21 protein-coding genes and 1 pseudogene are annotated in these 19,710 nt (G+C 55.2%); 9 read left to right on the forward strand and 13 right to left on the reverse strand.

Translation table 11 applies throughout. The features are described 5' to 3' along the window. Nucleotides 1-116 precede the first annotated feature (116 nt). Nucleotides 117-1,481 (forward strand): MFS transporter, encoded by a 1,365-nt coding sequence (locus tag LZ634_RS15670; protein ID WP_234506945.1) that lies wholly within the window; start codon nucleotides 117-119, stop codon nucleotides 1,479-1,481. A gap of 41 nt (nucleotides 1,482-1,522) precedes the next feature. Here the strand turns inward: LZ634_RS15670 and LZ634_RS15675 are convergent, their stop codons facing one another. After that, nucleotides 1,523-2,014: a YajQ family cyclic di-GMP-binding protein gene (locus LZ634_RS15675; RefSeq protein WP_052283876.1), complete on the reverse strand. Its 492-nt coding sequence runs from the start codon at nucleotides 2,012-2,014 to the stop codon at nucleotides 1,523-1,525. Between the two features lie 178 nt (nucleotides 2,015-2,192). Between LZ634_RS15675 and panE the strand changes: the two genes are divergently transcribed. Together panE and yajL are read left to right on the forward strand one after the other, a co-directional pair. Next, the gene (panE, locus tag LZ634_RS15680; protein WP_234506947.1) at nucleotides 2,193-3,104 is read left to right on the forward strand and encodes a 2-dehydropantoate 2-reductase; all 912 of its coding nucleotides are present in this window, start codon (nucleotides 2,193-2,195) and stop codon (nucleotides 3,102-3,104) included. Then, nucleotides 3,067-3,660, forward strand: a complete 594-nt coding sequence (yajL, locus tag LZ634_RS15685; RefSeq protein ID WP_234506948.1) for a protein deglycase YajL — start codon at nucleotides 3,067-3,069, stop codon at nucleotides 3,658-3,660. Before panE ends, yajL begins: the two co-directional genes overlap by 38 nt. Nucleotides 3,661-3,723: 63 nt before the next feature. On the opposite strand, the gene thiI is transcribed toward yajL, so the two are convergent. Then, nucleotides 3,724-5,172, reverse strand: a complete 1,449-nt coding sequence (gene thiI / locus LZ634_RS15690; protein WP_234506950.1) for a tRNA uracil 4-sulfurtransferase ThiI — start codon at nucleotides 5,170-5,172, stop codon at nucleotides 3,724-3,726. Nucleotides 5,173-5,371: 199 nt separating this feature from the next. On the opposite strand from thiI, the gene xseB reads away from it, so the two are divergent. The 4 genes and pseudogenes from xseB to LZ634_RS15710 all read left to right on the forward strand — a co-directional run bounded on the left by xseB (nucleotide 5,372) and on the right by LZ634_RS15710 (nucleotide 9,492). Next, nucleotides 5,372-5,614, forward strand: a complete 243-nt coding sequence (gene xseB / locus LZ634_RS15695; RefSeq protein WP_052283880.1) for an exodeoxyribonuclease VII small subunit — start codon at nucleotides 5,372-5,374, stop codon at nucleotides 5,612-5,614. A 1-nt stretch (nucleotide 5,615) separates the two neighbouring features. Continuing rightward, nucleotides 5,616-6,573: pseudogene (gene ispA, locus LZ634_RS15700) on the forward strand ((2E,6E)-farnesyl diphosphate synthase). 18 nt (nucleotides 6,574-6,591) lie between these two features. Beyond that, complete coding sequence (gene dxs, locus LZ634_RS15705; protein ID WP_234506952.1) at nucleotides 6,592-8,454, forward strand: 1-deoxy-D-xylulose-5-phosphate synthase; 1,863 nt, start codon at nucleotides 6,592-6,594, stop codon at nucleotides 8,452-8,454. Between the two features lie 63 nt (nucleotides 8,455-8,517). Beyond that, entirely contained in the window at nucleotides 8,518-9,492 is a 975-nt protein-coding gene (locus LZ634_RS15710) for an aldo/keto reductase (RefSeq protein ID WP_234506954.1), read from the forward strand. Between the two features lie 130 nt (nucleotides 9,493-9,622). On the opposite strand, the gene pgpA is transcribed toward LZ634_RS15710, so the two are convergent. From pgpA to nrdR, 6 genes are all read right to left on the reverse strand, one after another. Beyond that, nucleotides 9,623-10,156, reverse strand: coding sequence for a phosphatidylglycerophosphatase A (pgpA, locus tag LZ634_RS15715; RefSeq protein WP_414467746.1), 534 nt, complete (start codon nucleotides 10,154-10,156; stop codon nucleotides 9,623-9,625). Further along, nucleotides 10,107-11,078: a thiamine-phosphate kinase gene (gene thiL / locus LZ634_RS15720; protein ID WP_234506956.1), complete on the reverse strand. Its 972-nt coding sequence runs from the start codon at nucleotides 11,076-11,078 to the stop codon at nucleotides 10,107-10,109. The genes pgpA and thiL overlap by 50 nt, the downstream gene beginning before the upstream one ends. Nucleotides 11,079-11,152: 74 nt before the next feature. After that, nucleotides 11,153-11,572, reverse strand: coding sequence for a transcription antitermination factor NusB (gene nusB, locus LZ634_RS15725; protein ID WP_062773912.1), 420 nt, complete (start codon nucleotides 11,570-11,572; stop codon nucleotides 11,153-11,155). A 19-nt stretch (nucleotides 11,573-11,591) separates the two neighbouring features. Then, a complete protein-coding gene (gene ribE / locus LZ634_RS15730) occupies nucleotides 11,592-12,062 on the reverse strand; it encodes a 6,7-dimethyl-8-ribityllumazine synthase (RefSeq protein WP_001021161.1) in 471 nt (156 codons plus the stop codon). A gap of 85 nt (nucleotides 12,063-12,147) precedes the next feature. Then, a complete protein-coding gene (gene ribD / locus LZ634_RS15735; protein ID WP_234506957.1) occupies nucleotides 12,148-13,251 on the reverse strand; it encodes a bifunctional diaminohydroxyphosphoribosylaminopyrimidine deaminase/5-amino-6-(5-phosphoribosylamino)uracil reductase RibD in 1,104 nt (367 codons plus the stop codon). A gap of 3 nt (nucleotides 13,252-13,254) precedes the next feature. Continuing rightward, the gene (nrdR, locus tag LZ634_RS15740; RefSeq protein WP_052283888.1) at nucleotides 13,255-13,704 is read right to left on the reverse strand and encodes a transcriptional regulator NrdR; all 450 of its coding nucleotides are present in this window, start codon (nucleotides 13,702-13,704) and stop codon (nucleotides 13,255-13,257) included. Between the two features lie 152 nt (nucleotides 13,705-13,856). On the opposite strand from nrdR, the gene LZ634_RS15745 reads away from it, so the two are divergent. Both LZ634_RS15745 and LZ634_RS15750 read left to right on the forward strand, forming a co-directional pair. Then, the gene (locus LZ634_RS15745; RefSeq protein ID WP_234506959.1) at nucleotides 13,857-14,399 is read left to right on the forward strand and encodes a DUF3251 domain-containing protein; all 543 of its coding nucleotides are present in this window, start codon (nucleotides 13,857-13,859) and stop codon (nucleotides 14,397-14,399) included. Between the two features lie 296 nt (nucleotides 14,400-14,695). Continuing rightward, a complete protein-coding gene (locus LZ634_RS15750) occupies nucleotides 14,696-15,559 on the forward strand; it encodes a nucleoside-specific channel-forming protein Tsx (RefSeq protein WP_234506962.1) in 864 nt (287 codons plus the stop codon). A gap of 88 nt (nucleotides 15,560-15,647) precedes the next feature. Here the strand turns inward: LZ634_RS15750 and LZ634_RS15755 are convergent, their stop codons facing one another. From LZ634_RS15755 to yajC, 5 genes are all read right to left on the reverse strand, one after another. Further along, nucleotides 15,648-15,755: a type I toxin-antitoxin system toxin Ldr family protein gene (locus tag LZ634_RS15755; protein ID WP_234506965.1), complete on the reverse strand. Its 108-nt coding sequence runs from the start codon at nucleotides 15,753-15,755 to the stop codon at nucleotides 15,648-15,650. 298 nt (nucleotides 15,756-16,053) lie between these two features. Beyond that, nucleotides 16,054-16,401: an HNH nuclease YajD gene (gene yajD / locus LZ634_RS15760; RefSeq protein WP_052283891.1), complete on the reverse strand. Its 348-nt coding sequence runs from the start codon at nucleotides 16,399-16,401 to the stop codon at nucleotides 16,054-16,056. 113 nt (nucleotides 16,402-16,514) lie between these two features. After that, on the reverse strand, nucleotides 16,515-17,486 hold the full coding sequence (secF, locus tag LZ634_RS15765; RefSeq protein WP_234506967.1) for a protein translocase subunit SecF: 972 nt from the start codon (nucleotides 17,484-17,486) through the stop codon (nucleotides 16,515-16,517). 10 nt (nucleotides 17,487-17,496) lie between these two features. Beyond that, nucleotides 17,497-19,344, reverse strand: coding sequence for a protein translocase subunit SecD (secD, locus tag LZ634_RS15770; RefSeq protein ID WP_234506969.1), 1,848 nt, complete (start codon nucleotides 19,342-19,344; stop codon nucleotides 17,497-17,499). 27 nt (nucleotides 19,345-19,371) lie between these two features. Beyond that, the gene (gene yajC / locus LZ634_RS15775; protein WP_052283894.1) at nucleotides 19,372-19,704 is read right to left on the reverse strand and encodes a preprotein translocase subunit YajC; all 333 of its coding nucleotides are present in this window, start codon (nucleotides 19,702-19,704) and stop codon (nucleotides 19,372-19,374) included. Nucleotides 19,705-19,710: the final 6 nt, after the last annotated feature.

Here is a 19,710-nt window from a genome sequence, read left to right on the forward strand (position 1 = left end):
TTTTTGTCTCTATTCCGCACAAATGATTCAATAATGTAATATTTGTTAATTAAGCGTCTGTTTACCCTGCCCGCTCCCCGCACTACACTACCCCCGGCTTTTATCTTGAGGTGGGAATGAACGATTACAAAATGACGCCCGGTGAGTTGCGCGCCACCTGGGGTTTAGGAACCGTATTTTCTTTGCGTATGCTCGGCATGTTTATGGTTCTGCCGGTTCTGACCACATACGGCATGGCATTACAGGGCGCTAGCGAAGCGCTAATTGGCCTGGCCATCGGTATTTACGGCCTGGCGCAGGCGGTATTCCAAATTCCCTTTGGGCTGATCTCTGACCGCATTGGCCGCAAACCGTTAATTATCGGCGGGCTGGCGATATTCGTTTTAGGTAGCGTGATTGCCGCCATGTCCGAATCTATCTGGGGCATTATTCTTGGCCGCGCACTGCAAGGCTCCGGAGCCATTGCCGCCGCGGTCATGGCGCTGCTATCCGATTTAACTCGCGAGCAAAACCGCACCAAAGCGATGGCGTTTATCGGCGTCAGCTTCGGCGTGACCTTTGCCATCGCCATGGTGCTGGGCCCAATCATCACCCATAAGCTGGGGCTGCACGCGCTGTTCTGGATGATTGCCGGGCTGGCCACGCTGGGGATTTTGCTGACCATTCTGGTGGTGCCGGACAGCAAAAATCACGTCCTCAACCGCGAATCAGGGATGGTGAAAGGCTGCTTTAGCAAAGTGCTGATGGAGCCTCGGCTGCTGAAGCTCAACTTCGGCATTATGTGCCTGCATATTCTGCTGATGTCGACCTTCGTCGCGCTGCCGGGCCAGCTGGAAGCCGCCGGTTTCCCGGCCGCCGAGCACTGGAAGATTTATCTGGTGACGATGCTGGTGTCGTTCATCTCCGTGGTGCCGTTTATCATTTACGCCGAAGTAAAACGCCGCATGAAGCGCGTTTTCGTGATGTGTATTTCTCTGCTGCTGATTGCTGAAATCGTGCTGTGGGGTTCCGGCAACGCCTTCTGGGAGCTGGTTATCGGCGTGCAGATTTTCTTCCTCGCGTTCAACCTGATGGAAGCGCTGCTGCCTTCACTTATCAGCAAAGAGTCACCGGCGGGATACAAAGGAACGGCGATGGGCATTTACTCCACCAGCCAGTTCCTGGGCGTGGCAATTGGCGGCTCGTTGGGTGGCTGGGTCGATGGTCTGTTTGATTCGCAAACGGTGTTTCTCGCCGGGGCGCTGCTGGCCACCGTCTGGCTGCTGGTCTCAATGACGATGCAGGAACCGCAGTACGTCAGTAGCCTGCGCGTAGAAATCCCAAAAGATATCACCGCCGACGATGCGCTACGTGAACGCCTGCTGGCAACCGAGGGTGTCAAAGAAGTGTTAGTGGTGGCGGAAGAGCACTCGGCTTACGTAAAAATCGACAGCAAAGTGACCAATCGCTTTGAGGTTGAGCAGGCGATCGCCGCTCGGTAAACAGAACTGCCCGCATGATCCTGCGGGCAGTGCTTACGCAATCAGTCGCGGAAGTTTTTGAACTGGAACGGCTGCCCCAGATCGCCGCCGCGTACCAGCGCCATCGCGGCCTGCAGATCGTCGCGTGCCTTACCGGTTACACGAAGTTCTTCGCCCTGAATCTGCGTCTGGACTTTCAGCTTGCTGTCTTTAATCAGCTTAACGATTTTCTTCTGAACCGCGCTCTCGATCCCCTGCTTCAACTTGGCTTCAACGAACCAGGTTTTCCCGCTGTGGACGAAATCTTCTGGCACGTCCAGCGACGTCCCTTCAATGCCGCGTTTGAGCAGCTTAGCGCGCAGGATATCCAGCAGCTGATTGACCTGGAAGTCAGACTCGCTCAGCACCTTAATCGTCTTATTCGCTTCGTTTAATTCAAAAGTGGCTTCAACACCACGAAAGTCAAAGCGTGATTCTACTTCACGGCTCGCGTTATCAACCGCGTTGCGTGCTTCCTGAAGATCGACTTCAGAGACAATATCGAAAGATGGCATCTTTTCCCCTCCCATAGTTTCGTTTGCGTTGCATAATACCTGCAACGCGGCATAACTCAACTTGTTATCCCCGACAGCAGAGTTGATAGCGCTATACTCACACTATGGCATGATAGCCAGCGTGAAGTATGACATACCCGCTACATCTGGTGTGGTAAGAAGACGGTCAGGAGGATGTTTGAAAATTACGGTATTGGGATGTGGCGCGCTAGGCCAGCTATGGATGACGGCGCTCCACAAAAAAGGATTTGAAGTACAAGGCTGGTTACGCGTACCTCAGCCCTACTGTAGCGTCAATTTGTTAGAGCTGGACGGCACCATTTTTAATCAGTCTCTTATCGCCAACGATCCCGATTTTCTGGCGCAAAGCGATCTCCTGCTGGTGACTCTTAAAGCTTGGCAGGTTTCCGACGCGGTCAGAAGCCTGGCGGCCCGCCTCCCGGCGACTACGCCGATCCTGCTGATTCATAACGGCATGGGTACGCTGAATGAACTGAATGACCTTCAGCAACCGATTCTGCTCGGGGCAACCACTCAGGCCGCGCGTCGCGACGGTAACGTGATTGTTCATGTCGCCAACGGGACAACCCACATCGGCCCAGGAAAACGCTATGACGAAGACTACAGCCAGCTTGCGGAAACGCTGCAAGAGGTGCTGCCGGACGTCGCCTGGCACGACAGCATTCATTCCGCCATGTGGCGCAAGCTTGCCGTTAACTGCGTTATCAACCCACTCACCGCGCTGATGGACTGTAAGAACGGCGATTTACGCGATCATCAGGAAGAGATAGCCCACATCTGCGAAGAGGTGGCGATGACCATGACGCGGGAAGGATTTCATACCTCGCCGGAAAGTCTGTTATTTTATGTTAACCAGGTGATTGACCTGACAGCGGAAAATATCTCTTCCATGCTGCAGGACATCCGCGCACTTCGGCATACGGAAATCGACTATATCACCGGTTTTCTGCTCAAACGCGCGCGGGCGCACGGCATTCCGGTGCCGGAAAATACCCGCCTGTATGAACTGGTTAAACGTAAGGAGAGTGAATATGAGCGCGTCGGCACTGATTTGCCTCGCTCCTGGTAGTGAAGAGATGGAAGCGGTCACCACTATCGATTTGTTAGTGCGTGGCGGAATCCAGGTCACTACCGCCAGCGTCGCAAGCGATGGCAATTTGACGATTACCTGTTCGCGCGGCGTTAAGCTGCTGGCCGATGCCCCGTTGGTTGAAGTCGCCGACGGTGATTTCGATATCATCATCCTGCCGGGCGGAATTAAGGGAGCGGAATGCTTCCGCGACAGCCCGCTGCTGGTCGAGACGGTGAGACAGTTTCACCTCTCCGGACGCATTGTCGCCGCTATTTGTGCGGCCGCCGCCACCGTATTGGTCCCGCACGACCTCTTCCCGATTGGCAACATGACCGGCTTCCCGGCGCTGAAAGATCAGATTCCAGAAGGCCAGTGGCAGGATAAGCGCGTGGTCTGGGACCCGCGCGTTAACCTGCTGACCAGCCAGGGGCCAGGCACCGCTATCGATTTCGGTCTGAAGATTGTCGACCTGCTGGTCGGGCGTGAAAAAGCCTATGAAATCTCTACACAGCTGGTGATGGCGGCGGGGATTTATAACCACTACGAAGCGTAGTTCTGCGCTCGCAGGCAATAAAAAACCCGGCAATGCCGGGTTTTTTAGTATGCAGATTCACGCCTACGGACGGTAAACCTTTACGTTGGCAAAGCCCTGCTCACGCAGATACAGCGCCTGCAGACGGCTCATCACGCCGCGCTCACACCACAGCAGATAGGTTTTGCTCTGGTCGAGATCGCCAAACTTGGTGCTCAGCTTGTAGAACGGCAGTGACGCCACTTCCACGCCTTCCACTTTCAGCGGCTTGTCGTCCTGCTCGTCAATCGAGCGGATATCCAGAATCACGTCGTTTTCAGCGAAACCGCTCACGGTTTCCACTTCCACCACTTCCTGCTGGGTCTGCTGGGCGATATCGCGAATGTCGACGTTGTTCGCTTCGGCAACCACTTTATCCAGAATGCTGAAATCAAAGTTGGCTTCTTCGGCTTCGATCTTCGCCTTCACCGCTTTGATGGTTGGGCTTTTCGAGATAACGCCGCAGTATTCCGGCATGGTACGGGCAAAATCTTCGGTGCCAATTTCACGCGCCAGATCGATGATGTGCTCTTTGTCGTGCGAGATCAGCGGACGCAGAATCAGGGTGTCAGAGACGTTGTCGATAAGACGCAGGTTGGTCAGCGTCTGGCTGGACACCTGGCCCAGCGCTTCGCCGGTCACCAGCGCCTGCACGCCGTAGCGTTCAGCCACCTGGGATGCCGCGCGGACCATCATGCGCTTAAGCACCACGCCCATCTGGCCGTCTTCCACTTTCTCGAGGATTTCGCCAACCACAGGTTCGAAGTTGATCGCCACGAAGCGTACGCGGTGAGAACTGCCAAAGCGGTTCCACAGATAGTGAGCGACCTGGCGAACGCCGATTTCATGGGCCGCACCGCCGAGGTTGAAGAAGCAGTAGTGCACGCGGCAGCCGCGACGCATCAGCATATAGCTGGAGACGCCGGAGTCGAACCCGCCGGAGATCAGCGACAGAACGTCTTCCTGAGTCCCGATAGGGAAACCGCCGATGCCCTCATAACGCCCTTTCACCAGCAGCAGGCGATCGTTTTCGATTTCGAGGTTAACCGTCACATCCGGGTTGGTCAGCTTCACGCGCGCCGTTTCGATGTGCTGGTTCAGACCGCCGCCAACGTAACGTTCTACTTCGATAGAAGTGAACTCATGCTTACCGCGACGTTTAACGCGTACGCAGAAGGATTTGCCTTCCAGCGCTTCGCGCCACAGCGGCAGCGTCTGCTCAAAGATATTGTGCAGCGAGGTAAACGGAACGTCTTCCACTTCCAGAATATGGTGAATACCGGGGATACGCGTCAACGCGTCGCGGAGGATCTCTCGTTTGTCTTCATCTTTGGAACGCACTTCGATGTGGTCCCAGTGGCGAACGACAGCGAGCGTTTCATCGTGATTTTTAAGAACGTTACGAATGTTACCGGTTAAAATTTTAATAAAGCGCAAACGCACAGTTTGGCTTTTGATGGTGATTTCCGGGAACAATTTAATGATAAACTTCATGGCGGCAATGGTTCGTTGGCAAGCCCGACGGGGCTTTAGGCAAAAAGATGTATCGCAGTGCACCATTCTTACCGAGGGAGCCTGCGTCCAGGTCGCGAAGTATACCATCATCCCGCTTACCATTGCGTGTTATTTGCTTCACGCCCAGACTCCGTTACCATAGACGCAGTCGCGACATAACAAGAGCCAAAAATTCACTATGCCAAAGAAAAATGAAGCCCCGGCCAGTTTTGAAACCGCATTAACCGAGCTGGAGCAGATTGTTAACCGTCTCGAGAGCGGCTCCCTGCCGCTGGAAGAGGCGTTAAACGAATTTGAACGTGGCGTGCAGCTGGCACGTCAGGGGCAGACGAAACTGCAGCAAGCGGAACAGCGCGTGCAGATCCTGCTGGCCGATAACGAAGACGCACCTTTAACGCCTTTCACCCCGGACGCCGAATAAAATGGATTTCTCGCAACAGCTCAATGCCTGCGTAGAACAGGCAAACGACGCGCTGCGCCGTTTTATCGCTCCGCTGCCGTTTCAGAACACTCCACTGGTTAACGCCATGCAGTATGGCGCACTATTAGGCGGTAAACGCCTGCGCCCGTTCCTGGTGTACGCCACTGGGAAAATGTTCGGCGTCAGCACCACGACGCTGGATGCCCCAGCCGCTGCGGTGGAGTGTATTCACGCCTATTCGCTGATGCATGACGATCTGCCGGCAATGGACGATGACGATCTGCGCCGCGGCCAGCCAACCTGCCACATCAAATTTGGCGAGGCGAGCGCAATTTTGGCCGGTGACGCGCTGCAAACGCTGGCGTTCTCTATACTCAGTGATGCACCGATGACCGAAGTCTCCGACCGCGATCGCCTGGCGATGCTGTCAGAGCTGGCTACCGCCAGCGGCGTAGCGGGAATGTGCGGCGGCCAGGCGCTGGATCTGGAAGCCGAAGGGCAACAGGTTAATCTGGAAATGCTGGAGCGCATTCACCGCCATAAAACCGGTGCGCTAATTCGTGCTGCCGTTCGTCTGGGTGCGCTGAGCGCCGGGGAACAGGGGCGCGCAGCGCGGCCATTTCTGGATAANNGGGGGGGCGCGGCGCGCGGGTCACCGGGGGCGCCCCGCGCTGCCATTGCTGGATAAGTACGCCGAAAGCATCGGCCTGGCCTTCCAGGTTCAGGATGACATTCTGGATGTGGTGGGCGATACTGCGACCCTCGGAAAACGCCAGGGCGCCGACCAGCAGCTCGGCAAGAGTACCTATCCTGCATTACTGGGCCTTGAGCAAGCCCGGACAAAAGCCAGTGACCTTATTGCAGAAGCCCGCCAGTCGTTAACCGAACTGGCCGCGCAGTCACTGGATACCACAGCACTGGAAGCGCTAGCGAACTACATCATCCTGCGCGACAAATAAACAATAAATGAGTCTCCGATGAGTTTTGATATTGCCAAATACCCGACCCTGGCACTGGTCGATTCCACCCAGGAATTGCGCCTGTTGCCAAAAGAGAGCCTGCCGAAGCTATGTGACGAGCTACGTCGTTACCTGCTCGACAGCGTGAGCCGTTCCAGCGGACACTTTGCCTCCGGGCTTGGCACGGTGGAACTCACCGTGGCGCTGCATTATGTCTATAACACGCCGTTCGACCAGCTTATCTGGGACGTTGGTCACCAGGCCTATCCGCACAAGATTCTGACCGGCCGTCGCGACAAAATCGGCACCATCCGTCAGAAAGGTGGCCTGCACCCGTTCCCGTGGCGCGGTGAAAGCGAGTACGACGTGCTGAGCGTCGGCCACTCCTCGACTTCAATTTCAGCAGGTATCGGCATTGCCGTGGCGGCTGAAAAAGAGAACAAGCAGCGTCGTACCGTCTGCGTGATTGGCGACGGCGCGATCACCGCCGGTATGGCATTTGAAGCGATGAACCACGCGGGCGATATCAAGCCCGATATGCTGGTGGTGCTCAACGACAACGAAATGTCTATCTCGGAAAACGTCGGCGCGCTTAATAACCATCTGGCGCAGCTGCTTTCCGGCAAGCTCTACTCCTCTCTGCGTGAAGGCGGCAAGAAAGTCTTCTCCGGCGTTCCGCCAATTAAAGAGCTGCTCAAACGCACGGAAGAACACATCAAAGGCATGGTGGTGCCGGGGACGCTGTTTGAAGAACTCGGCTTCAACTACATCGGGCCGGTTGACGGTCACGACGTGGTTGGGCTGGTCAATACGCTCAAGAACATGCGCGACCTGAAAGGCCCGCAGTTCCTGCACATTATGACCAAAAAAGGCCGTGGCTATGAGCCCGCCGAGAAAGATCCCATCACCTTCCACGCGGTGCCTAAATTCGACCACACCAGCGGTAAACTGCCGAAAAGCAGCGGTGGCCTGCCGTCGTATTCAAAAATCTTCGGCGACTGGCTGTGCGAAACCGCGGCCAAAGATGCCAAACTGATGGCGGTCACCCCCGCCATGCGTGAAGGCTCCGGCATGGTGGAGTTCTCCAAAAAATATCCCGATCAGTATTTCGATGTCGCCATTGCCGAACAGCACGCGGTGACTTTTGCCGCCGGTCTGGCGATTGGCGGTTATAAACCGATTGTGGCGATTTACTCAACCTTCCTACAGCGCGCCTACGACCAGGTCATTCACGACGTTGCCATCCAGAAGCTGCCGGTGCTGTTCGCCATTGACCGCGCCGGTATCGTCGGCGCCGACGGGCAGACGCATCAGGGGGCGTTCGATATCTCCTATCTGCGCTGCATCCCGGAAATGGTCATCATGACCCCAAGCGACGAGAACGAGTGTCGCCAGATGCTGTACACCGGCTACCATTACGGCGATGGCCCAAGCGCGGTGCGCTATCCACGCGGTAGCGGTACAGGTGCAACGCTTGAACCATTAGCTAAACTGCCGCTGGGCAAAGGCGTGGTGAAACGTGAAGGCGAGAAACTGGCGATTCTCAACTTTGGTACCCTGCTGGCGGAAGCCGAGATCGTAGCCGAAAAACTTAACGCTACGCTGGTTGATATGCGCTTTGTGAAGCCGCTCGATGAGACGTTGATCCTTGAGATGGCTGCGCGCCATGAATCGCTGGTAACGCTGGAAGAAAACGCCATTATCGGCGGCGCGGGCAGCGGCGTGAACGACGTGCTGATGGCGCATCGTAAACCGGTGCCGGTGCTTAATCTTGGCCTGCCTGATTTCTTCGTCCCACAGGGGACGCAGGAAGAGGCCCGCGCCGACCTCGGTCTCGACGCGGCGGGCATTGAGGCGAAGATCGCGGCCTGGTTGGCATAATCCCTCCTATCGCTCCTGCTATGCTTAAAGGTAAATCCCTTACCCGCTAGCAGGAGCTGAATCATGCAATACCATCTCTTAGGACAAACCGACCTTCGGGTTTCCCGCCTTTGCCTGGGCTGTATGACCTTCGGCGAACCGGATCGAGGTAAGCACGCCTGGACTCTGCCGGAAGACAGCAGCCGCCCAATCATTCAACGCGCCCTCGAAGGCGGTATCAACTTTTTCGACACCGCTAACAGCTATTCCGACGGCAGCAGCGAGGAGATTGTCGGCCGAGCGCTGCGCGACTTCGCCCGGCGTGAAGACGTGGTGGTAGCCACCAAGGTCTACCACCAGGTGGGCGATTTAGAAGAAGGCCTTTCACGGGCGCAGATTTTACGCTCCATCGACGACAGCCTGCGTCGCCTTGGGATGGACTATGTCGATCTGCTACAAATTCATCGCTGGGACTACCGCACGCCGATTGAAGAGACGCTGGAAACGCTCGACGAAGTCGTAAAATCGGGCAAAGCCCGCTTTATCGGCGCCTCTTCAATGCATGCCCGTCAGTTCGCCCACGCGCTGGCGCTGCAAAAAACCAACGGTTGGGCGCCGTTCGTCACCATGCAGGATCACTACAATTTGATTTATCGCGAAGAAGAGCGCGATATGCTGCCGCTGTGCGTGGAAGAAGGCGTGGCGGTGATCCCGTGGAGCCCGCTGGCGCGTGGCCGTCTTACCCGCCCTTGGGGGGAAACCACCGCGCGACTGGTATCCGATGAATTCGGCCAGACGCTCTACAGCACCACGGAAGAGAACGATGAGCAAATTGCCGGGGAGCTGGAGCGGGTAGCCGAAGAAGTGGAAGCCAGCCGCGCGCAAACAGCGCTGGCATGGTTGTTGAGTAAACCTGGGGTGGCGGCACCGATTATCGGCGCATCGCGTGAGGAACAGTTAGAGGAGCTGTTAAACGCGGTTGATCTGACGCTGACGCGAGAACAGATTTCGGCGATGGAAGCACCGTATCAGGTACATCCGGTGGTGGGGTTTAAGTAACAGAATACCCCCCTCACCCTAGCCCTCTCCCCGATGGGGAGAGGGCACCGTTCGGCATCATCTGTTAGTGATGTGCATCATCACACCACCAATTTTTTCCCCTCTCCCTTTCGGGGTGAGGGTCAACGCATCACAAAACGTGATGCCCAGCGACGTACAGAATCCCCGCCGAGATGACCCCGGCGACGATGTCATCAACCATGATCCCCATACCACCGTGAATGTTGCGGTCAAACCAGCGGATCGGCCACGGTTTCCACATATCCAGAATGCGGAATACCACAAACCCGGCCAGCACCCACTGCCAGCTGATGACCGGGATCGCCATTAAGGTTATCCACATGCCGATAAACTCATCCCACACGATGCTGCCGTGGTCATGAGTCTGCATATCACGCGCCGTGCGGCGACAGATATAAACGCCGATGCAAATGCCAAACATCACCACCAGCGAATAGATCTGCAGCGGTAAAAAGGTCAGCAAATACCAGAACGGGATAGAGGCCAGCGATCCCATCGTTCCCGGAACGATTGGGCTTAAACCGCTACCAAACCCGGTCGCCAGCAGGTGCCAAGGATTGCGCATATTCAGGCGGCTTTTTGCGATATCATGCTTAGCCAAAGTGATCGTACCCCTTCCAGTCCAGCGTGACCGCCTTTCCATCTTGTGTAAAATTCAGCCCTTCCACATCGGCGCTAATTTGCCCAATGCAGGTAAATGCCGTGCCGAGCTGCCCCAGCGCCACTTCCAGCGCCCCGCGGTTCAGTTCAGGAACGGTGAAGCACAGCTCATAATCCTCGCCGCCGGACAGCGCATAGCGGCACGCCTGCTCCGGGGTAACGTGGCGCATCATGGCCCCGGAGTACGGCAACATATCGAGTTCAATCCGCGCGCCTACGCCGCTGGCCTTCAGAATATGGCCCAGATCGGAAATCAGCCCGTCGGACAAATCAATGGCCGAGCTGGCGAGATCGCGCAGCGCCTGCCCTTGCAGCACGCGCGGCGTCGGGCGTAAATGGCGTTGCCGCAGATAGGCGGCATCTTCCGGCGCATCAATTTTCAATTGATTCAGCAGCAGAGCCAGCCCGGCAGCGCTATCGCCCGGCGTCCCGGTGACGTAAATCCAGTCGCCCGGTTTCGCCCCTGAACGCTTCAACGCGCGCCCCACGGGCACGTAGCCGTGGATGCTGAGCGTCATCGCCAGCGGCCCTTTGGTGGTATCGCCGCCAATGAGCTGCATATCGTAATAGTTTAGCTGTTCAAACAGGCTGTCGCTGAACGCCGCCAGCCACTCTTCATCGACCGAAGGCAGGGTCAAAGCCAGCGTTAACCACGCCGGATCGGCACCCATCGCAGCCAGATCGCTAACGTTAACCGCCAGCGCTTTGTAGGCTAAATCAGCCGGGTCGATATCAGGAAGGAAATGATTCCCTACTACCAGCGTATCGGTGCTGATTGCCAGGGTTTGTTTTTCGGGGATGTTGAGTAGCGCGCAGTCGTCACCGATACCGGTTTCTACATCAAGACGGGCGTTTCGTACTCGGTCAAAATAACGGGCAATCAGGGAAAATTCGCCGCATGCCATACGTTATGCCTCAGCAGAAGGATAAAACAAGGCCGGGGAAAGCGATAATTATCGCTCTCTCACCGGCCTACGGGTTACTTTTTGCGGGGACGAATGGCTGGAGCGGCTTTATCCAGCACGCCGTTGACGAACTTGTGGCTGTCTTCAGCGCCAAAGGTTTTTGCCAGCTCGATTGCTTCGTTGATAGCCACTTTATACGGCACATCATCACGCTTAGAGAGCTCGAACAGCGCGATGCGCAGCACGGCTTTCTCTACCTGGCCCAGCTCTTCGAGCAGACGGGACAGGTATGGCTTCATCAATCCATCGAGGTACGCGCTGTTAGTCGCCACCCCGGACAGCAGTTCACGGAAGTACGCGACGTCAACATCTTTAACGTCTTGTTCCGCCAGGAACTGGTATTCAACATCAGAGATGTCGTTCTGGGACAACTGCCAGGAATAGAGCGCCTGGACGGCACACTCACGGGCGCGGCGACGAGCAGCAGGTTTCACGGATTTCCCCTTACAAAAATCAGGCCTTGATGGCTTTCAATACATTAATCATTTCAAGCGCGGTCAGTGCAGCTTCTGCACCTTTGTTACCGGCTTTTGTGCCAGCGCGTTCGATGGCTTGTTCAATACTTTCGGTGGTCAGAACACCGAAGGCTACTGGGATTTCGCTGTCCTGAGCGACGTGCGCCAGGCCATTGCTTGCCCCACCAGCAACATATTCGAAGTGGGCAGTACCGCCACGGATAACTGTACCCAGTGCAATCACCGCATCGTATTTACCGGTTTTTGCCAGTGCGCCCGCTGCCAGCGGCAGTTCATAAGCGCCAGGAACCCAAACAACGGTGATATTTTCATCTTTAACCTGACCAATGCGTTTCAGGGCGTCGATAGCACCTTCCAGCAGGCTGTCATTGATAAAGTTGTTGAAACGCGCGATGGTGATGGCGACGCGAGCGTCCGGGGTAGCAACGTTAGCTTCAATAATGTTCATACTCTTCCTTTGGGTTCATTTGCCCCGCAGGGGGGCGGATTTTATCATAATATTCTGGGCGCTGCTTCCTCTAATTCGGAATGCCTCACGCAGTCGTTAAATGCAGGCAGACATCCGGGCCAACCTGACGTATCTCATTGAATTTGAAATGGGGGGCCTGGCTGAGTTTCTCAAGGCCTGGCAGCACACATAATCCGCGCGCATCGCTTCCTAACAGTTTAGGCGCCATGTAGACGATAAGCTCATCCACCAGCCCGGCTTCAATCAGCGCCCCGGCAAGGGTCGGACCTGCTTCAACCCAGATGCTGTTCACCTGCTGTTTTCCCAGCTGCATCATCAGCAACACCAGATCGAGATGGCCGTTATGCTCCGGCACCATCAGCGTTTGCACACCCTGCGGCCAGGTACGAGTATCTGCTTTTGTGCGCGCAAACAGCGTTTCTCCCGGCTGCTGTACAATGCGATGATCCGGCGTTACGCGGTTGCCGCTGTCGATAATAATTCGCAGCGGCTGGCGCAGATTTTCCTGCGGATAGAGGCTTTGCGTATCGGCGCTCAGTTCATCCCAACGTACGGTTAATGCTGGATCGTCGGCTAAGACGGTGGCACTGCTGGTTAAAATAGCATGGCTTTCTGCACGTAAACGCTGCACATCGCGACGTGCCTGCGGCGAGGTGATCCACTGGCTTTCACCGCTGGCCATCGCCGTGCGTCCGTCGAGCGACGCCCCAAGCTTAAGCTGAATATACGGAAAACCGGTGCGCATCCGCTTGAGGAAACCTTTATTCAGCGCTTCGGCCTCGCTCATCATCAACCCATGGCTGACTTCAATTCCCGCCTGCTGTAGACGGTACAAACCGCGCCCGGCGACCTGCGGGTTTGGATCCTGCATCGCGGCAACCACGCGCGCGACGCCCGCAGCAATGAGCGCATCGCAGCACGGCGGCGTGCGGCCATGGTGGCTGCATGGTTCAAGGGTCACGTAGGCGGTTGCGCCTTTGGCCTTATCACCCGCCATGCGTAGCGCGTGCACTTCCGCATGCGGTTCACCGGCGCGATAGTGGAAACCTTCACCGACGATTTCGCCCTGATTAACAATCACACAGCCGACGCGTGGGTTCGGATGGGTGGTAAATCGTCCGCGCTGCGCCAGCTTCAGGGCGCGCGCCATATACATCTCGTCGCTCATGGCTTAATCCTGTAAGCGGGCGATTTCTTCGCCAAATTCTTTGATGTCTTCAAAGCTGCGATAAACCGAAGCAAAGCGGATATAGGCCACTTTATCGAGCTTTTTCAGCTGTTCCATCACCAGATTACCCAACAGTTTGCTCGGCACTTCGCGCTCACCGGTGGCGCGCAGATGTGATTTGATGTGGTTAATCGCCATTTCGACGTCATCAGAGCTCACTGGACGTTTTTCCAGCGCCCTCAGCATGCCGCTGCGTAGCTTGTCTTCGTTAAACGGCTCACGCACATCATTGCTTTTCACCACGCGTGGCATCACTAGCTCAGCCACCTCAAAGGTAGTGAAACGCTCGTTGCACACCAGGCATTGCCGACGGCGGCGAACGGAGGATCCTTCTCCCACAAGGCGGGAGTCAATGACTTTAGTGTCTACGGCGAAACAGAATGGGCAGTGCATACGACGTCCTGACGATGAAGGCTAATAGAATCTATTTTACCCTGAACTGACGAGACAACAAAGGAACAGCGCTTTTTGAGACAATGGATCGATGCCAAATGCCTCGTTGCGCGCTAACATTGCGTTATCCCGAGAAGAAGGAAACAGACAGAATGACAAGACGTTACCTAAGAATTGCCCTGCTGGGAAGCCTCGTCAGCCTGACCGCCTGCGCCCAGCAGTCAGAAGTGAAGCAGATGCACCAGAGCATCAGCACGCTGAGCGCAGAAATGACGCAGCTAAATAAAGAAACCGTGAAGATCACCCAGCAAAATGCGCTGAATGCGAAATCGACACGTGGCGTCTATTTGCTGCCGGGGGCGAACACCCCTGCTCGCTTGAATAGCCAGGTCGGCACTCTGCGCATGTCACTGCGTAACATTGCCGCCAACGCGCAGGGAACAGCGCTGACTCTGCGCATCCAGGGTGAGTCCAACGATCCGCTTCCGGCATTCACCGGCACGGTAGAATGGGGACAAATCCAGGGCACCACCGAGCAGTATCAGGAAGTGAACGTGAGCAATAAGCTCTTCTCCGCACCGGCGAGCGTGCTGGCACCCAGCGATGTCGACATACCGCTGCAGCTTAACGGCGTGACGCCGGATCAGCTGGGCTTTGTCCGCATCCACGACGTTCAGCCCGCCAACGCGCAGTAATCGTATTATCGGCGTCGCGAGCGATAACAACGCACCGACGCCCATCCCGCCCAACTCTCCGCCCTACATTTTCTGTATGTAAAAATTTGCAATAATTCACTCCATCAGTACAATCGCCGCGTCCAATCTACGCAAACGTGAACGCAATCGATTACGCACTTGAAAAATGTGTGAAGCGTGACTGATTTTCGTGAGCAAGGATTCATATAATAGGCACGCAGAAACACGAAACATTTAGAAAAACTTCGGTGATAAAAATCACTCTCTTTCGAATTATTTTATTAGTGGCATAAAATATGAAAAAAACATTACTTGCAGCCGGTGCGGCGCTGGCGCTCTCCGCCTCTTTCACTGCTAACGCAGCCGGTGACTCTCAGCCGGAGTACGTTTCCGACTGGTGGCATCAGAGCGTCAACGTGGTAGGTAGCTACCACACCCGTTTCTCTCCAAAACTGAATAACGACGTTTACCTGGAGTACGAAGCATTCGCTAAAAAAGATTGGTTAGATTTCTACGGCTACATCGATATTCCAAAAACCTTCGATTGGGGTAACGGTAACGATAAAGGCGTGTGGTCCGACGGTTCCCCAATGTTTATGGAAATTGAACCGCGCTTCTCTATCGATAAGCTGACCGGCGCTGACCTGAGCTTTGGCCCATTCAAAGAGTGGTATATCGCCAACAACTACATCTACGATATGGGTGACAACAAAGGCAGCCGTCAGAGCACCTGGTACATGGGTCTGGGTACCGATATCGATACCGGCCTGCCAATGAGCCTGTCCATGAACGTGTATGCTAAATACCAGTGGCAGAACTATGGCGCAGCCAACGAAAACGAGTGGGACGGCTACCGCTTCAAAGTGAAATACTTTGTTCCGATCTCCGATCTGTGGGGCGGCAAGCTGAGCTACATCGGCTTCACCAACTTCGACTGGGGCTCCGATCTGGGCGACGAACCAAACCGTACCAGCAACTCCATCGCTTCCAGCCACATCCTGGCGCTGAACTACGATCACTGGCACTACTCGGTAGTGGCTCGTTACTTCCATGACGGCGGCCAGTGGAAAGGCGGGAATACCCTGAACTGGGGTGAAGGCGACTTCAGCGCGAAGTCTACCGGCTGGGGTGGTTACCTGGTTGTCGGTTACAACTTCTAAGTTCGCCCGCGCAAAAAAGGCCAGAGGAAATCCTCTGGCCCGTTTCGAGCGCATGCTGCCACGCGGCGGCCAACGCGCCCACCTCGCATTATCTCCTGCTATGCCACCAGCCTAAAAACAGACCGGCCGCAATACTGGCCAGCGTAGGCGCTGCCAGATCGTGCCAGACAATAATGCACACTTCAGTAAGCGACATATAACCGCCTTGGTTGCAATGGCAACGGTTCGCGGCTATCCTCAACTTGTCTAGAGATAGGATTGCCCCCGTTAGGTTGCCGGTGAATACCGAACAATTTGCGGGGGTTTTCTCTTTCCAGCGACAAGGCCACCGGGGATCAAGCCCCCGCAACACTTCGCCTCACCGGGTTACCCGGCTTGCCGCTGATTCTACTCCGCCTGTCGATATCCACACTTATTCCATACCCAACAGGTAAAAAAAACCCCAATCTTACGATCGGGATTCCAAAGATGATGTATGCGTTACACCGCTGCGATTATTTCTTTTTATTCATCATCGCTTGCAGGTTGGCAAACGGGTTATAGGTCGCCTCCCCGACATCTTTCTGCGCGTCCTCCCCGGCAACTACAGTTGAACCGTATTGATCCGCCTCGGTGTACTTTGAGTGCTCGTGGTCATGGCAGTACAGGCACAACAACTCCCAGTTACTGCCGTCTTCCGGGTTATTGGTATGGTCGTGATCCATATGGTGAACCGTGAGCTCACGCAGATTCGAGTAAACAAACTCACGCGAACAGCGCCCACAGACCCACGGGAACAGCTTCAGTGCTTTTTCGCGGTAGCCGCTTTCCAGCCGGACGTAGTTTTTCGGGATGATAGCCATGATGACTCCTCACAAAGCAATATTCGGGCTTAATTAGAATAATAAGATGCAATAAAAAAGCCGCAACACGGGTTGGGTGTTACGGCTTTTTTCAATCACTTAACAGCGCTCGCTTACGGCAGAATAGACGGCTGATCCGCCCCTTCCTTCTCAACTTTCTGCTGCAGCATGTGCTCGCGTTTCATACCCAGCTTCAGCGCCAGCGCCGAGGCTACGTAGATAGACGAGGCCGTACCGATGGAAACACCGATAAGCATAGTCAGCGAGAAGCCTTCCAGAACTGGACCACCGAAGAGGTACAGCATCAGAATCACCACTAATGTGGTACCGGACGTAATCAACGTACGGTGCAGCGTTTGGGTCAGCGACACGTTAAAGATTTCGTATGGCGTACCGCGACGGATTTTGCGGAAGTTCTCACGAATACGGTCAGATACCACGATGCTATCGTTCAACGAGTAACCGATAACCGACATCAAGGATGCCACGATCGTCAGGTCAATCTCGATATGGAACAACGACAGGATCCCTATGGTAATGATCACGTCGTGCGCTAGCGAAATTACCACACCCGCAGCCAGTCGCCACTCAAAGCGGAAACCAACGTACACAAGGATAGATAACAACGCCACCATCAGCGCCATCGCACCGGTTTGCGCCAGATCGGCACCCACGCTTGGTCCAACGAATTCGATACGCTTCACGGCAGCATTCTGGTTGGTGGCTTCGTTAATCACACTCAGCACCTTGCTCCCCAGCACCTGACCGCCGTCTGCGCCTTCGGTTGGCGGCATACGTACCATGATGTCATGGCTGCTGCCGAAGTTCTGCAGCAGCGGCTCAACGAAGCCCGCTTTCTCCAGCGCATCACGCATCACGTCCATATCCGCCGGTTTTTCCAGCGTGATTTCAATCACCGTACCACCGGTGAAATCGAGACCCCAGTTAAACCCGCGTACGCCCATCACCACGATGGCCGCGATCAGCAGGAAACCTGAGATGCCGAAAGCCCAGTAGTCCCAGCGCATAAAGTCATAGACTTTACGGCCGTGGTTCAATTGTTCAACAGTATATTCCTGTGCCACTTCGCACTCCTCAGATTGACAGCTTTTTGACGCGCTTGCCGCCATACAGCAGGTTTACGATGGCACGCGTACCGACAATCGCGGTAAACATCGACGTCGCCACACCGATACCGGTAGTAATCGCGAACCCTTTAATTGCCCCGGTACCGACCGCATACAGGATCAGGACTTTAATCAGCGTCGTAATGTTCGCATCGAAGATGGAACTGAACGCGCCGGCATAGCCCTCGTTGATAGCCTGCTGAATCGAACGACCGTTACTCAGCTCTTCTTTAATACGTTCGTTGATCAGTACGTTGGCGTCGACGGCAACGGCAAGGGTTAACACAATCCCCGCAATCCCCGGCATACTCAGCGTAGCGCCCGGCAGCAGCGACATGATACCGACAATCAGTACCAGGTTCGCAATCAGCGCGCTGGTCGCAATCAGACCAAATTTCTTATAGAAGAAGATCATGAACAGGATAGAGACCACCAGACCGGCCAGACACGCTTCCAGACCCTGCTTGATGTTCTGCATACCCAGCGTTGGGCCGATGGTACGTTCTTCAACAATCTGGATTGGCGCAATCAACGCACCCGCACGCAGCAGCAGCGACAGCTGACGCGCTTCGTTAGGGTTGCCGATACCGGTGATACGGAAGCTGTTACCCAGTCGGGACTGGATATTGGCGATGTTAATCACCTCTTCTTGTTTCACCAGCACTGCACGGCCGTTGGCGTCTTTCTTACCGCTGTCCTTATACTCCACAAACAGGGTCGCCATCGGTTTACCGATGTTGTCCTTAGTGAAGTTAGACATGATGTTACCACCCGCGCTATCGAGCGAGATGTTAACCTGCGGTTGGTTGTATTCATCCTGGCTGGAAGTGGAGTCGGTGATATGGTCACCGGTCAGAATCACACGTTTGAACAGCACAACCGGCTGCCCTTCACGGGTGTTTTTCACTTCAGAGTCGCCCGGAACGCGGCCAGATGCAGCAGCAGCCTGATCGACGTTGCTGTTAACCAGACGGAACTCCAGAGTCGCGGTCGCGCCCAGAATTTCTTTCGCACGCGCGGTGTCCTGAATACCCGGCAGCTCGACCACAATACGGTCTGCGCCCTGGCGTTGAACAACCGGCTCAGCCACGCCCAGCTGGTTTACACGGTTACGCAGAATGTTGATGTTCTGCTGTACCGCATATTCACGAGCTTCACTCAGACGCGCATCGGTCATTACTGCACGCATCGCGGTGCTACCCTGGCTTGAAATCACCAGATCCTGGTGACGCTTGCTCAGGTAAGAGATCGCCTGATCGCGGGCGTTGCTATCACGGAAAGTGATGCTCAGACCGTAGTTGTCTTCTTTACGAACGGTAGTATAAGGAATGCCTTTTTCACGCAGGTCACTGCGCAGGCTATCGATATTTTGTTCCTGGAGCTTGCCCAGTGCGGTATCCATATCCACTTCCATCAGGAAGTGAACGCCGCCGCGGAGGTCAAGACCGAGCTTCATTGGCTCTGCGTGAATCGCAGCCAACCAGCGCGGAGTTGCCGGAGCAAGGTTAAGCGCCACGACATATTTGTCACCCAGTACGCTCATGAGCGCTTCACGCGCGCGCAGCTGGATGTCGGTGGTGTCGAAGCGCGCAAGAATAGCGCCCTCTTCCAGTGCCACAGACTTAGCGGTAATTTTTTCTTCTTGTAACGTTTTCTGGACCTGGATCAGCGTTTGCTCACTGGCGGCGACGCCGCGCACGCCAGTGATTTGAACAGCCGGATCCTCACCATACAGGTTGGGAAGTGCGTAAAGCAGGCCGACGACAATGACGACGACCAGCATGATGTACTTCCACAAAGGATAACGGTTTAACACGGCAGTTCCCTTTGGGAAAACGGAATATTACAGCGCCTTCATGGTGCCTTTCGGCAGAACGGCAGCTACGAAGTCACGTTTGATAACCACTTCAGTGGTGTCGTTCAGTGCGATAGAGATGTAGCCAGTTTCTGCTACTTTAGTCACACGACCAACCAGGCCACCGTTCGTCAGGACTTCATCGCCTTTGGCAATGGAGCTCATCAGGTTTTTATGTTCTTTGGTACGTTTCTGCTGTGGACGCAGGATCATGAAATAGAAAATCAGACCAAAGACCACCAGCATCAGAATCAGAGACATCGGGCTACCCTGCGCCGGAGCACCTGTTGCCGCTACCGCATCAGAAATAAAAAAGCTCATTCAAAT

The organism is Kluyvera intermedia, from assembly GCF_021440345.1.
In the GTDB taxonomy this organism is placed as follows: domain Bacteria; phylum Pseudomonadota; class Gammaproteobacteria; order Enterobacterales; family Enterobacteriaceae; genus Kluyvera; species Kluyvera intermedia_A.

Bases quoted from the DNA above. Each gene is read 5' to 3' on its own strand.
- LZ634_RS15755 (WP_234506965.1), bottom strand. From the start codon at position 15,755: ATGTCGCTTACTGAAGTGTGCATTATTGTCTGGCACGATCTGGCAGCG.
- yajL (WP_234506948.1), top strand. From the start codon at position 3,067: ATGAGCGCGTCGGCACTGATTTGCCTCGCTCCTGGTAGTGAAGAGATG.
- thiL (WP_234506956.1), bottom strand. From the start codon at position 11,078: ATGGCATGCGGCGAATTTTCCCTGATTGCCCGTTATTTTGACCGAGTA.
- yajD (WP_052283891.1), bottom strand. From the start codon at position 16,401: ATGGCTATCATCCCGAAAAACTACGTCCGGCTGGAAAGCGGCTACCGC.
- nrdR (WP_052283888.1), bottom strand. From the start codon at position 13,704: ATGCACTGCCCATTCTGTTTCGCCGTAGACACTAAAGTCATTGACTCC.
- dxs (WP_234506952.1), top strand. From the start codon at position 6,592: ATGAGTTTTGATATTGCCAAATACCCGACCCTGGCACTGGTCGATTCC.
- LZ634_RS15675 (WP_052283876.1), bottom strand. From the start codon at position 2,014: ATGCCATCTTTCGATATTGTCTCTGAAGTCGATCTTCAGGAAGCACGC.
- xseB (WP_052283880.1), top strand. From the start codon at position 5,372: ATGCCAAAGAAAAATGAAGCCCCGGCCAGTTTTGAAACCGCATTAACC.
- LZ634_RS15710 (WP_234506954.1), top strand. From the start codon at position 8,518: ATGCAATACCATCTCTTAGGACAAACCGACCTTCGGGTTTCCCGCCTT.
- pgpA (WP_414467746.1), bottom strand. From the start codon at position 10,156: ATGGAAAGGCGGTCACGCTGGACTGGAAGGGGTACGATCACTTTGGCT.
- thiI (WP_234506950.1), bottom strand. From the start codon at position 5,172: ATGAAGTTTATCATTAAATTGTTCCCGGAAATCACCATCAAAAGCCAA.
- LZ634_RS15750 (WP_234506962.1), top strand. From the start codon at position 14,696: ATGAAAAAAACATTACTTGCAGCCGGTGCGGCGCTGGCGCTCTCCGCC.
- ribD (WP_234506957.1), bottom strand. From the start codon at position 13,251: ATGAGCGACGAGATGTATATGGCGCGCGCCCTGAAGCTGGCGCAGCGC.
- ribE (WP_001021161.1), bottom strand. From the start codon at position 12,062: ATGAACATTATTGAAGCTAACGTTGCTACCCCGGACGCTCGCGTCGCC.
- LZ634_RS15745 (WP_234506959.1), top strand. From the start codon at position 13,857: ATGACAAGACGTTACCTAAGAATTGCCCTGCTGGGAAGCCTCGTCAGC.
- yajC (WP_052283894.1), bottom strand. From the start codon at position 19,704: ATGAGCTTTTTTATTTCTGATGCGGTAGCGGCAACAGGTGCTCCGGCG.
- LZ634_RS15670 (WP_234506945.1), top strand. From the start codon at position 117: ATGAACGATTACAAAATGACGCCCGGTGAGTTGCGCGCCACCTGGGGT.